The organism is Cellulomonas sp. plas2 (assembly GCF_057221735.1).
This window is the reverse complement of record NZ_CM170155.1, coordinates 901,362-915,038: the sequence shown is the minus strand read 5'-3', so window position 1 is coordinate 915,038 and position 13,677 is coordinate 901,362. Positions and strand designations below refer to the sequence as shown.

Annotated in this window: 7 protein-coding genes; all 7 read right to left on the bottom strand. The window is 70.2% G+C overall.

The features are described from left to right. Nucleotides 1-52: 52 nt before the first annotated feature. Complete coding sequence (locus AC2TDM_RS04075) at nucleotides 53-814, bottom strand: hypothetical protein (RefSeq protein WP_484635902.1); 762 nt, start codon at nucleotides 812-814, stop codon at nucleotides 53-55. A gap of 205 nt (nucleotides 815-1,019) precedes the next feature. Continuing rightward, complete coding sequence (gene tuf, locus AC2TDM_RS04070; RefSeq protein ID WP_484635901.1) at nucleotides 1,020-2,213, bottom strand: elongation factor Tu; 1,194 nt, start codon at nucleotides 2,211-2,213, stop codon at nucleotides 1,020-1,022. Nucleotides 2,214-2,369: 156 nt separating this feature from the next. Beyond that, entirely contained in the window at nucleotides 2,370-4,472 is a 2,103-nt protein-coding gene (gene fusA / locus AC2TDM_RS04065) for an elongation factor G (RefSeq protein ID WP_090031897.1), read from the bottom strand. 158 nt (nucleotides 4,473-4,630) lie between these two features. Next, nucleotides 4,631-5,101, bottom strand: a complete 471-nt coding sequence (rpsG, locus tag AC2TDM_RS04060; protein ID WP_090031895.1) for a 30S ribosomal protein S7 — start codon at nucleotides 5,099-5,101, stop codon at nucleotides 4,631-4,633. Then, nucleotides 5,101-5,472 (bottom strand): 30S ribosomal protein S12, encoded by a 372-nt coding sequence (rpsL, locus tag AC2TDM_RS04055; RefSeq protein WP_013770160.1) that lies wholly within the window; start codon nucleotides 5,470-5,472, stop codon nucleotides 5,101-5,103. Before rpsL ends, rpsG begins: the two co-directional genes overlap by 1 nt. Nucleotides 5,473-5,892: 420 nt before the next feature. Continuing rightward, nucleotides 5,893-9,765 (bottom strand): DNA-directed RNA polymerase subunit beta', encoded by a 3,873-nt coding sequence (locus tag AC2TDM_RS04050; protein WP_090031893.1) that lies wholly within the window; start codon nucleotides 9,763-9,765, stop codon nucleotides 5,893-5,895. 140 nt (nucleotides 9,766-9,905) lie between these two features. Continuing rightward, on the bottom strand, nucleotides 9,906-13,415 hold the full coding sequence (gene rpoB / locus AC2TDM_RS04045; RefSeq protein ID WP_484635900.1) for a DNA-directed RNA polymerase subunit beta: 3,510 nt from the start codon (nucleotides 13,413-13,415) through the stop codon (nucleotides 9,906-9,908). Nucleotides 13,416-13,677 lie beyond the last annotated feature (262 nt).

Below are 13,677 nucleotides of genomic sequence, written 5' to 3'. Positions count from 1 at the left end.
TGCCGGACCCGTCCTCCGGCGGTGGCGGTGACGACCCCCGGTGGCGCCGCCGTCAGCGCACGCCCGCGGCGCCGAGCCGCGCCACCACCGGCGCACCCGCGAGGGCGTCGGCCCACGTCCACGCGACGACACGGACGCGCCCCTCGACCGTCCACGGGTGGCCGCGTGCCGCGTGCCCCGCCGGCACGAGCCGCCCGGCCGCGCCGTGCCGCGGCCACCAGAAGGCGACGTCAGGACCGGCGTCCGTCGGCGACGGGTGCAGCACGGGGAGGGCGACGCCGGCCTCCAGGAGACGCGCACGGCTGACCGACTCCTCCGGTGACCGCGACCGTCCGTCGGCGTGCGCGACCACACGGCGCGCCGCCCGCACCCCGGGACCGGCCCCGGCGCGGTCGACCTCCTCGTCCAGCTCCTCGGCCGACACCAGGCCCGCGCGGAGTGCGGCGTCCGCGACGGTCAGCGCCACCGGCGACGGCCGGGTGCGCGCCACGTCCACCACCGTGCGGGCGACCGACGTGACGGGCACGCCGCCGAGCACGACGGCGCCCGGCGGCCGCCGGACGACGCGCACGAGCGCCCCGCGGACGCCCGGGCGCCACCGGTGCACGATCCGCGTGACCTCGACGGCCCCCAGCCGCGCCGGCACGGGCAGGCCGTGGAGCGCGGCCGCGCTGGCGTGCGACACGGTCACCCCGGGCACCGCGAGGACCACCCGCGCGCACGCCTGCCGGTGCCGGTCCCCCCGGGCCGGCGCCCACCACGCCCCGGCGCGATCGTCAGGCCTGCTCGTCGGGGCGTCCGTCGTCGTCTGCACGGGCCCAGCGTGGAGCAGGGCGGGCACCGCGGCGGCGGTCCTCCACAGGCCACCGGCGGCTCGCGAGCTGGGGACGGCTCGAGGACGGCGCCGGAGCGTCCGGTGTGGGCGGTGGCCCGCCCGGGGACGACGGAGGGCCCGGGCGCCTCGCGGCGCCCGGGCCCTCCGGGTGGTGCTGGTGATCAGGTGCCCCGAGGGGCGGTGATCACTTGAGGATCTTCGTGACCCGGCCCGAGCCGACGGTGCGGCCACCCTCGCGGATGGCGAACCCGAGGCCCTCCTCCATGGCGATGGGCTGGATGAGGTTCACGGTGATCTCGGTGTTGTCACCGGGCATGACCATCTCGGTGCCCTCGGGCAGCGTGATGACGCCGGTGACGTCCGTCGTGCGGAAGTAGAACTGGGGGCGGTAGTTCCCGTAGAACGGGTTGTGCCGGCCACCCTCGTCCTTGGCGAGGATGTAGACCTGGCCCTCGAACTCCGTGTGCGGGGTGATCGAGCCCGGCTTGACGACGACCTGGCCGCGCTCCACCTCCTCGCGCTTCGTGCCGCGGAGCAGCAGGCCGACGTTCTCGCCCGCCTCGGCGTAGTCGAGGAGCTTGCGGAACATCTCGACACCGGTGACGGTGGTCTTGATCGCCTTCTCCTTGATGCCGACGATCTCCACCTCCTCGTTCACCTTGAGGCGGCCACGCTCGACACGACCGGTGACGACGGTGCCACGGCCCGTGATGGTGAAGACGTCCTCGATCGGCATGAGGAACGGCTTGTCGATGTCGCGCACCGGGTCCGGCACGTTCTCGTCGACCGCGTCGAGCAGCGCCTCGACGGACTTGACCCACTCGGGGTCGCCCTCGAGGGCCTTGAGGCCCGAGACGCGCACGACCGGCACGTCGTCGCCGGCGAAGCCCTGCGAGGAGAGGAGCTCGCGCACCTCGACCTCGACGAGCTCGAGGATCTCCTCGTCGTCCACCATGTCGGACTTGTTCAGCGCGACCAGCAGGTAGGGCACGCCGACCTGGCGGGCGAGCAGGACGTGCTCACGCGTCTGGGCCATCGGGCCGTCGGTCGCCGCCACCACGAGGATGGCGCCGTCCATCTGCGCCGCACCCGTGATCATGTTCTTGATGTAGTCGGCGTGGCCGGGGGCGTCGACGTGCGCGTAGTGACGCTTCTCGGTCTGGTACTCGACGTGCGCGATGTTGATCGTGATACCGCGCTGCTTCTCCTCCGGCGCCTTGTCGATCTCGTCGAACGGCGTGAAGGGGTTCAGGTCCGGGTACTTGTCGTGCAGGACCTTTGAGATCGCGGCGGTCAGCGTCGTCTTGCCGTGGTCGACGTGACCGATGGTCCCGATGTTGACGTGCGGCTTCGTCCGCTCGAACTTCGCCTTGCCCACTGGGTGTCCTCCTCAGGACTTGGTAGAGATGTGCGCGTTGCCTCGGGCCAACCGTAGCCCACGCCCGCGCGGTCCTCCGGGTCGGGTTGTCGTGCTGGGTGGTGCTGGGCCGGGGCCGGCCGGTCGGTGGACCGACCGGCACCCGTCCCTGCGGGACTACTCGCCCCGGGTCTTCTTGATGATCTCCTCGGCCACGTTGCGCGGGACCTCGGCGTAGCTGTCGAACTGCATGGAGTACACGGCGCGGCCCTGGGTCTTCGACCGCAGGTCGCCCACGTAGCCGAACATCTCCGACAGCGGGACCAGCGCGCGGACCACCTTGACGCCGGTGGCGTCCTCCATCGACTGGATCATGCCGCGGCGGGAGTTCAGATCGCCGATGACGTCGCCCATGTAGTCCTCGGGCGTGCGGACCTCGACGGCCATGACGGGCTCGAGGAGCACCGGGTCCGCCTTCCGGACGGCCTCCTTGAGGACCATGGAGCCCGCGATCTTGAACGCCATCTCCGAGGAGTCGACGTCGTGGTACGCGCCGTCGAGCAGCGTGGCCTTCACGCCGACCAGCGGGAACCCGGCGAGGACGCCGAGCTGCATGGCCGACTGGATGCCCTGGTCCACCGACGGGATGTACTCGCGGGGGATGCGGCCACCGGTGACCTTGTTGTCGAACTCGTAGAGCTCGCCCTCGGCCGGGTCCAGCGGCTCGAAGGACATCTGGACCTTCGCGTACTGGCCGGAGCCACCGGTCTGCTTCTTGTGGACGTAGTCGATCTTCTCCACGGCACGACGGATCGTCTCGCGGTAGGCCACCTGCGGCTTGCCGACGTTGGCCTCGACCTTGAACTCGCGCCGCATGCGGTCGACGAGGATGTCGAGGTGGAGCTCGCCCATGCCGCCGATGACGGTCTGGCCGGTCTCCTCGTCGAGCTTGACCCGGAACGTCGGGTCCTCCTCGGCGAGCTTCTGGATGGCCGTGGAGAGCTTCTCCTGGTCACCCTTCGTCTTGGGCTCGATCGCCACGTCGATGACGGGCTCCGGGAACGTCATCGACTCGAGGATCACCGGGGCCGACGGGTCGCACAGCGTGTCGCCCGTGGTCGTGTCCTTCAGGCCGATGAAGGCGTAGATGTGGCCCGCCTGGGCCTCCTCCACCGGGTTCTCCTTGTTGGAGTGCATCTGGAAGAGCTTCCCGATGCGCTCCTTCTTGCCCTTCGTCGAGTTCACGACCTGGGCGCCCGAGGGCACCTTGCCGGAGTAGACGCGGACGTAGGTGAGCTTGCCGAAGAACGGGTGCGCCGCGATCTTGAACGCCAGCGCCGAGAACGGCTCCGTGGCGTCCGCGTGCCGCGTGACGACGACCTCCTCGTCCTTGACGTCGTGACCCTCGACCGAGGGGACGTCCAGCGGGGAGGGCAGGTAGTCGATGACCGCGTCGAGCATGGGCTGCACGCCCTTGTTCTTGAACGCGGAGCCGCAGAGGACCGGGTAGGCCTCAGAGGCGATCGTGAGCTTGCGGATGCCGGCCTTGATCTCGGCCGTCGTCAGCTCCTCGCCGCCGAGGAACTTCTCGAGCAGCTCGTCGTCGCTCTCCGCCACGGCCTCGACGAGGGCGGCGCGGTACTCCGCGGCGCGCTCGGCCAGGTCGGCGGGGATCTCCTCGATGTCGTACTTCTCGCCCAGCTTCGTCTCGCCGTGCCAGACGAGCGCGCGCATCTCGACGAGGTCGACCACGCCGGTGAAGCCGCCCTCGGAGCCGATCGGCAGCTGGATGACCAGCGGCTTGGCCTTGAGGCGGTTCACGATCGTGTCGACCGTGAAGTAGAAGTCGGCGCCGAGCTTGTCCATCTTGTTGACGAAGCAGATGCGGGGGACGTCGTACTTGTCCGCCTGCCGCCACACCGTCTCGGACTGGGGCTCCACGCCCTCCTTGCCGTCGAACACGGCGACCGCGCCGTCGAGCACGCGCAGCGAGCGCTCGACCTCGACCGTGAAGTCGACGTGGCCGGGCGTGTCGATGATGTTGATCTGGTTGTCGTTCCAGAAGCACGTCGTCGCCGCGGACGTGATGGTGATGCCGCGCTCCTGCTCCTGCTCCATCCAGTCCATCGTGGCGGCGCCGTCGTGGACCTCGCCGATCTTGTAGCTGACCCCGGTGTAGAACAGGATCCGCTCGGTGGTGGTCGTCTTGCCGGCGTCGATGTGCGCCATGATGCCGATGTTGCGGACCTTGGTGAGGTCCGTCAGCACGTCCAGTGCCACGTGTGTTGCCCCTTGTCGGTCGGCTGTGGGTCAGCGGGTTGCGGGCAGCCCGCTGATCGGCCCGGGGAACACCCGGGTGGTGACCGGCCGGCGGCCGCCCGTCCGGCCCGGGCACGACGCCCGACGAGGGGCGCCGGCCGCGGCCGGACGGGACGGTGTCACCAGCGGTAGTGCGCGAACGCCCGGTTGGACTCCGCCATCTTGTGCATGTCCTCGCGGCGCTTCACGGCGGCACCCAGGCCGTTGGAGGCGTCGAGGATCTCGTTCATGAGGCGCTCGGTCATCGTCTTCTCGCGACGCGCGCGGGAGAAGTCGGTCAGCCAGCGCAGCGCCAGCGTCGTCGCACGGACGGGCCGCACCTCGACCGGCACCTGGTAGGTGGCGCCACCGACACGACGGGAGCGGACCTCGAGCGCCGGGCGCACGTTGTCCAGGGCCCGCTTGAGCACGACGACCGGGTCGCCGTCCACCTTGGAGCGGACGCCCTCGAGCGCGCCGTAGACGATGGCCTCCGCGACGGTCTTCTTGCCGTCGAGCAGGACCTTGTTGATGAGCTGCGTGACGACCGGGGACCCGTAGACGGGGTCGACGATCAGCGGCCGCTTCGGGGCCGGACCCTTGCGAGGCATCAGCCCACCTTCTTCGCGCCGTAGCGGCTGCGCGCCTGCTTGCGGTTCTTGACGCCCTGGGTGTCCAGCGCGCCGCGGACGATCTTGTAGCGGACGCCCGGGAGGTCCTTCACGCGGCCGCCGCGCACGAGCACGATGGAGTGCTCCTGCAGGTTGTGGCCGACGCCGGGGATGTACGCGGTGACCTCGACCTGCGAGGACAGGCGGACGCGCGCGACCTTGCGGAGGGCCGAGTTCGGCTTCTTCGGGGTCGTGGTGTAGACGCGGGTGCACACACCGCGTCGCTGGGGGGAGCCCTTGAGGGCAGGCGTCTTCGACTTGTTCGTCTTCGCCTGCCGGCCCTTGCGGACCAGCTGCTGGATCGTAGGCACTACGTCTCCGAGTCTGTGGGAGTTCTCTGGTCGACCGGACCCGTCACCCAGGACGGCCGGCAGGGTCCGGATCGTCGCCCGTCGCGCGACTACCCCGGTGGTCTGACGTCCCGCACCGACCCCCGCGCCCGGGCGTGTCGCCCCGGTCCCCTCCCGCACGGCCGGTCCCCTCCGTCAGGAGCGGTCCTCGTGTGGTGAGCGGGCCGTCGCCCGCCCCGCTCCCCCGAGGGGGACGTGGTCCGCGAGCACAGCACAGAGGCCCGACGACGCGGGCACGATGCCCCACGCTACCCGGCGGTCGTCGGGCGGTCAAAAGACCACCGGCGGGCCGGCAGGTGCGCAGGACGTCGGGGACAACGGCCCGGGGGCCCCCCGCATTCCCGCACGGGGCGGGAGGCGGCGGGCCCCCGGGTGAGGACGTCAGCGGTACTCGCCGCCGAAGTCGATGTCCTCGAGCGGGATCGCCTCGCCGGAGCCGAAGCCCAGCGCCGGGAAGTCGATCTCGTCGTAGCCGAAGGCCGGGTACAGCTCGGCCTTGGCGGACTCCGTCGGCTCGACCCGCACGTCGCCGTAGCGCGACAGGCCGGTGCCGGCGGGGATGAGCTTGCCGAGGATGACGTTCTCCTTGAGGCCGAGCAGCGGGTCGGACCGACCCGACATCGCGGCCTCGGTGAGGACGCGCGTCGTCTCCTGGAAGGACGCCGCCGACAGCCACGAGTCCGTGGCCAGCGAGGCCTTGGTGATGCCCATGAGCTCCGGACGGCCGGCGGCCGGCTGGCCACCCTCGGACACGGCCTTGCGGTTCGCGTCCTCGAACCGGCCCCGCTCGGCGAGCTCGCCGGGCAGCAGGTCGGTCTCGCCGGAGTCGAGCACCGTCACGCGCCGCAGCATCTGCCGCACGATGACCTCGATGTGCTTGTCGTGGATGTCCACGCCCTGGGAGCGGTAGACCTCCTGGACCTCGTCCACCAGGTGCTTCTGCGTGGCGCGCGGGCCGAGGATGCGCAGGACCTTCTTGGGGTCCACCGCACCCTGCACCAGCTGCGTGCCGACCTCGACGTGGTCGCCGTCGCTGACCACCAGGCGCGAGCGCTTGGTGATCGGGTACGCGATCTCCTCGGAGCCGTCGTCCGGCGTCAGCACGATCCGACGGGAGCGGTCGCCCTCCTCGATCGTCACGCGTCCGGAGAACTCCGCGATGGGCGCCTCACCCTTGGGGGTGCGGGCCTCGAAGAGCTCCTGGACACGGGGCAGACCCTGGGTGATGTCCTCCGCGGAGGCGACACCACCCGTGTGGAAGGTACGCATCGTCAGCTGCGTGCCGGGCTCGCCGATCGACTGGGCCGCGATGATGCCGACGGCCTCGCCGATGTCGACGAGCTTGCCCGTCGCCAGGGAGCGGCCGTAGCACTTGGCGCAGGTCCCGACGCGCGACTCGCAGGTGAGCACGGAGCGCACCTTGAGGGTCGTGACGCCGGCCTCGAGCAGGCGCGCCAGGAGCACGTCGCCGACGTCCTCCCCCGCGTGCCCGACGACCTCGCCGTCGACGACGGAGTCCGTCGCCAGCGTGCGCGAGAAGACGCTCGTCTCCACCTTGTCGTGCAGGCGCAGCGTGCCGTCGCGCCCCTCGGTGGCGATGGGCATCGTCAGGCCGCGCTCGGTGCCGCAGTCGTCCTCGCGGACGATGACGTCCTGGGAGACGTCCACCAGACGACGGGTGAGGTACCCGGAGTCGGCGGTCCGCAGGGCGGTGTCCGCGAGGCCCTTGCGGGCACCGTGCGTGGCGATGAAGTACTCGAGGACTGACAGGCCCTCGCGGTAGTTCGACTTGATCGGGCGCGGGATGATCTCGCCCTTCGGGTTGGCGACGAGGCCGCGCATGCCGGCGATCTGGCGGACCTGCATCCAGTTGCCGCGGGCGCCCGAGCCGACCATCCGGTACACCGTGTTGCGCGCCGGGAAGTTCTCCAGCATCGCCTTGGCGACCTTCTCGGTGGCCTGGTTCCAGATCTCGATGAGCTCCTGGCGGCGCTCGTCGTCGGTGATCAGACCCTTGTCGTACTGGCCCTGGACCTTGGCGGCCCGCGCCTCGTGCTCCTCGAGGATCGCCTGCTTCTCGGCCGGGGCCGCGACGTCGGAGATCGCGATCGTCACGCCCGAGCGGGTGGCCCAGCGGAAGCCGGCCTCCTTGAAGGCGTCCAGCGACGCGGCGACGTCCACCTTGGGGTAGCGCTCCGCCAGGTCGTTGATGATCACCGAGAGGCGCTTCTTGTCGACGACGCCGTTCTCGTACGGGTAGTCCACGGGCAGCAGCTCGTTGAACAGGGCCCGGCCGAGCGTCGTCTCGAAGAGCAGCGGCTCGCCCTGGGTCCAGCCCTCGGGCGCGGCCTCCTCGGCCAGCACGAGGTCGTCGAACCGGATCCGCACGACCGCGTTCAGGTCCAGGCTGCCCTGGTCGAACGCCATGATCGCCTCGGACACCGAGCTGAACGCCCGGCCCGCGCCGAGCGCGTCCTCCTTGTCCGACGTCAGGTGGAACAGGCCGATGATCATGTCCTGCGAGGGCATGGTCACGGGGCGGCCGTCGGACGGCTTGAGGATGTTGTTGCTCGAGAGCATGAGGATGCGGGCCTCGGCCTGCGCCTCGGCGCTCAGGGGCAGGTGGACGGCCATCTGGTCGCCGTCGAAGTCGGCGTTGAACGCGCCGCACACGAGCGGGTGCAGGTGGATCGCCTTGCCCTCGACGAGCTGCGGCTCGAACGCCTGGATGCCGAGGCGGTGCAGCGTGGGCGCCCGGTTCAGCAGGACCGGGTGCTCCGTGATGACCTCCTCGAGCACGTCCCAGACGACGGGGCGCGCGCGCTCGACCATGCGCTTGGCCGACTTGATGTTCTGCGCGTGGTTGAGGTCCACGAGCCGCTTCATGACGAAGGGCTTGAAGAGCTCGAGCGCCATCTGCTTGGGCAGGCCGCACTGGTGCAGCTTGAGCTGCGGGCCGACGACGATGACCGAGCGGCCGGAGTAGTCGACGCGCTTGCCGAGCAGGTTCTGGCGGAACCGGCCCTGCTTGCCCTTGAGCATGTCGGAGATCGACTTCAGCGGACGGTTGCCGGGGCCCGTGACCGGGCGGCCGCGGCGGCCGTTGTCGAACAGCGAGTCCACGGCCTCCTGGAGCATCCGCTTCTCGTTGTTGACGATGATCTCCGGCGCGCCCAGGTCCAGGAGCCGCTTGAGGCGGTTGTTCCGGTTGATGACGCGGCGGTACAGGTCGTTGAGGTCGCTCGTGGCGAAGCGACCGCCGTCGAGCTGGACCATCGGGCGCAGGTCCGGCGGGATGACCGGGACCGCGTCGAGGACCATGCCCGTGGGCGAGTTGCTCGTCGTGAGGAACGCGTTGACGACCTTGAGGCGCTTCAGCGCACGGGTCTTCCGCTGGCCCTTGCCGGTGCGGATGATCTCGCGCAGGTTCTCCGCCTCGGCGTCCAGGTCGAACGCCTCGAGGCGCTTCTGGATCGCGGCGGCACCCATGGAGCCCTCGAAGTAGATGCCGAACCGGTCCAGGAGCTGGCGGTAGAGCATCTCGTCGCCCTCGAGGTCCGCGACCTTGAGGTTCTTGAAGCGGTCCCACACCTGGTCGATGCGCTCGATCTCGGTGTCGGCGCGCTTGCGGATCTGCGCCATCTCGCGCTCGGCCGAGTCGCGCACCTTGCGGCGCACGTCCGACTTCGCGCCCTCCGCCTCGAGCTCGGCCAGGTCGGCCTCGAGCTTCGCGGCGCGCGTGTTGATGTCGTTGTCGCGCCGGTCGGCGATCTCCTTCTTCTCCAGGTCGATGCCGTTCTGGAGGTTGGGGAGGTCGGCCTGCCGGCCCTCCTCGTCGACGGACGTGATCATGTACGCCGCGAAGTAGATGACCTTCTCGAGGTCCTTGGGCGCCAGGTCCAGCAGGTAGCCCAGGCGCGACGGGACGCCCTTGAAGAACCAGATGTGCGTGACGGGCGCGGCGAGCTCGATGTGGCCCATGCGCTCACGACGGACCTTCGAACGCGTCACCTCGACGCCGCAGCGCTCGCAGATGATGCCCTTGAAGCGCACGCGCTTGTACTTGCCGCAGTAGCACTCCCAGTCCCGGGTGGGTCCGAAGATCTTCTCGCAGAAGAGCCCGTCCTTCTCCGGCTTGAGGGTGCGGTAGTTGATGGTCTCGGGCTTCTTGACCTCGCCCTTGGACCAGGAGCGGATGTCGTCGGCCGTGGCCAGCCCGATGCGGAGCTGGTCGAAGACGTTGACGTCGAGCAAGGGGGTCCTACTTCCTTCGTGTGCCGGCGCCGCACGCGGGGCTGCCGACGGGGGGAGATTGAGGAAGGTGCGGGCCGCCCGGCCGGGCCGGCGTCACCCCGGTCAGGGGCGACGCCGGCCGCGAGCCGGTCGGCTCGACGTCAGATCTCTTCGATGCTGCTGGCGTTGGGCCGGCGCGACAGGTCGATGCCGAGCTCCTCCGCCGCGCGGTAGACCTCGTCGTCGTTCTCCTTCATGTCGATCGTGACGCCGTCCGCGGACAGCACCTCGACGTTCAGGCAGAGCGACTGCATCTCCTTGAGGAGGACCTTGAAGGACTCCGGGATCCCCGAGTCGGGGATGTTCTCGCCCTTGACGATCGCCTCGTAGACCTTGACGCGCCCGGGGACGTCGTCGGACTTGATCGTGAGGAGCTCCTGCAGCGTGTAGGCCGCCCCGTACGCCTCGAGCGCCCACACCTCCATCTCGCCGAACCGCTGGCCGCCGAACTGGGCCTTACCGCCCAGGGGCTGCTGCGTGATCATCGAGTAGGGGCCGGTCGAACGGGCGTGGATCTTGTCGTCGACCAGGTGGTGGAGCTTGAGGATGTACATGTAGCCCACGGCCACGGGGTCCGGGAACGGCTCGCCGGAGCGGCCGTCGAACAGCCGCGCCTTGCCGTCGCCCTGCACCATGCGGTCGCCGTCGCGGTTCGGCCGCGTGCTCGACAGCAGGCCCGTGAGGACGCCCTCGGGCACGCCGTCGAAGACCGGGGTGCCGACCGGGGTGCCCGGCTCGGAGCGCTCGGCGATCGCCGGGACCTGCTCGCGCCACGACAGGTCGTCCCCGTCCGCGAGCTCGATGTCCCAGCCCTGCTTCGCGACCCATCCGAGGTGGACCTCGAGGACCTGGCCGACGTTCATGCGGCCCGGCACGCCCATGGGGTTGAGGACGACGTCCACCGGCGTCCCGTCGGCGAGGAACGGCATGTCCTCGACCGGCAGGATCTTGGAGATGACGCCCTTGTTGCCGTGGCGGCCGGCGAGCTTGTCGCCGTCCGTGATCTTGCGGCGCTGGGCGATGTAGACCCGGACGAGCTCGTTCACGCCGGCGGGCAGCTCGTCGCCGTCCTCGCGGTTGAACGTGCGCACCTCGATGACCGTGCCGGACTCGCCGTGGGGCACCTTGAGGGACGTGTCGCGGACCTCGCGGGCCTTCTCGCCGAAGATCGCGCGCAGCAGGCGCTCCTCCGGGGTCAGCTCGGTCTCGCCCTTGGGCGTGACCTTCCCGACGAGCACGTCGCCCGCCGCCACCTCGGCGCCGATGCGGATGATGCCGCGCTCGTCGAGGTCGGCCAGGACCTCCTCGGAGACGTTCGGGATGTCCCGCGTGATCTCCTCGGGGCCGAGCTTCGTGTCGCGCGCGTCGACCTCGTGCTCCTCGATGTGGATCGAGCTGAGCACGTCGTCCTGCACCAGGCGCTGGCTGAGGATGATCGCGTCCTCGTAGTTGTGGCCCTCCCACGACATGAACGCCACGAGCAGGTTGCGGCCGAGCGCGAGCTCGCCCTCGTCCGTCGCGGGGCCGTCGGCCAGCACGGAGCCGACCTCGACGCGGGCGCCGTTCTCGACCAGGACGCGCTGGTTGTAGCTCGTGCCCTGGTTGGAGCGGCGGAACTTCGCGACCCGGTAGGTCGACGTGGTCGCGTCGTCGTTGGCGACCGTGATGAGGTCCGCGGAGACCTCCGTGACCACGCCCGGCTTCGTGGCGACGATGACGTCGCCCGCGTCGACGGCCGCACGCCGCTCCATGCCGGTGCCGACGAGCGGCGCCTCGGAGCGGACCAGCGGCACGGCCTGCCGCTGCATGTTGGCGCCCATGAGCGCGCGGTTGGCGTCGTCGTGCTCGAGGAACGGGATGAGCGCGGTGGCGACCGAGACCATCTGCCGCGGCGAGACGTCCATGTAGTCGACGGTCGCGCCCGGGACGAGGTCCGGCTCGCCGCCCTTCATGCGGACGAGGACGCGGTCCTCCTGGAAGGACCCGTCGGCGTTGAGCAGCACGTTCGCCTGCGCGATGACGTGGCGGTCCTCGTCGTCGGCCGTGAGGTAGTGCACCTCGTCCGTCACGACGCCGTCGACGACCCGGCGGTACGGGGTCTCGACGAACCCGAAGGGGTTGATCCGCCCGTAGGTGGCCAGCGAGCCGATGAGACCGATGTTCGGGCCCTCGGGGGTCTCGATGGGGCACATGCGGCCGTAGTGCGACGGGTGGACGTCGCGGACCTCCATGCCGGCGCGGTCGCGGGACAGACCACCCGGGCCGAGGGCCGACAGGCGCCGCTTGTGCGTCAGACCCGCGAGCGGGTTGTTCTGGTCCATGAACTGCGACAGCTGCGACGTCCCGAAGAACTCCTTGATCGACGCCACCACCGGGCGGATGTTGATCAGGGTCTGCGGGGTGATCGCCTCGACGTCCTGCGTCGTCATGCGCTCGCGCACGACGCGCTCCATCCGCGACAGGCCCGTGCGGACCTGGTTCTGGATGAGCTCGCCGACCGCGCGGATGCGGCGGTTGCCGAAGTGGTCGATGTCGTCGGTCTCGACGCGGATGCCCACGTCCTCACCGGCGCGGCGGCCGGGGAGCTCGGCGACGTCGGCGTGCAGCGCGGCCAGGTACTTGATGGTCGCCACGACGTCGTCGACGGACAGGACGGAGTCCGCGAGGGGCACGTCGATGCCGAGCTTCTTGTTCAGCTTGTAGCGGCCGACCTTCGCCAGGTCGTAGCGCTTGGGGTTGAAGTAGAAGTTCTCGAGCAGCGCGCGGCCGGCCTCGACCGTGGGCGGGTCGCCCGGACGGATCTTGCGGTACAGGTCGAGGAGGGCCTCGTCCTGCGTGAGGACGTGGTCCTTGTCCAGCGTGTCGAGCACCGCCGGGTAGTCGGCGAACTGCTCGCGGATCTCCTCCGCGGACATGCCGAGCGCCTTGAGCAGGACCGTGGCGTTCTGCTTGCGCTTGCGGTCGACGCGGACGCCGACGTTGTCGCGCTTGTCGATCTCGAACTCGAGCCAGGCACCACGGCTCGGGATGACCTTCGCGGACAGGATGTCCTTGTCGGACGTCTTGTCGGCCGTGCGCTCGAAGTACACGCCCGGGGACCGGACGAGCTGGGAGACGACGACGCGCTCCGTGCCGTTGATGATGAACGTGCCGCGCTCGGTCATGAGCGGGAAGTCGCCCATGAAGACCGTCTGGCTCTTGATCTCACCGGTGGTGTAGTTGACGAACTCCGCGGTGACGAACAGCGGGGCCGCGTAGGTGAAGTCCTTCTCCTTGCACTCGTCCGCCGTGTACTTGGCCGGCTCGAAGCGGTGCTCGCGGAAGGACAGCGACATCGTCTGGCCGTAGTCCTCGATCGGGGAGATCTCCTCGAAGATCTCCTCCAGACCGGCGGTCTCGGGGACGTCCTGGCGCCCGGTCTCGAGGGCGGCGGCCACGCGGGCCTGCCAGCGCTCGTTGCCGAGCAGCCAGTCGAAGCTCTCGGTCTGCAGACCCAGCAGGTCCGGGACCTCGAGCGGCTCGTAGATCTTGGCGAACGAGATGCGGCGCGACGCGGTGCGGTTCGCGATGGCGTCGGCGGTCGGTGCAGAAGGGGTGCGCGAGGCAGCCAAGAGGGGTCCTTCCCAGCGGATCGTGTGCCACGGCGCCTGACCCGGCTTGACGCGACCCCCCGGCCGTGCGGGCCCCCACCGCCGCGTACGGACGACGTCTGGGGGCTCGGGTTATACGGGGTCGCGGACACAGGTCAGCGCAAAGCGACAGCCTACGCGTGCGCGCGCCGTGTGTAAACCCGCTAGCCACCGCACCGGTCGAGGGCCGCGAGCTGCGACCGACCGGTGGTCGGGGCGACGCCGTCGTCGCGCCGCAAGGATG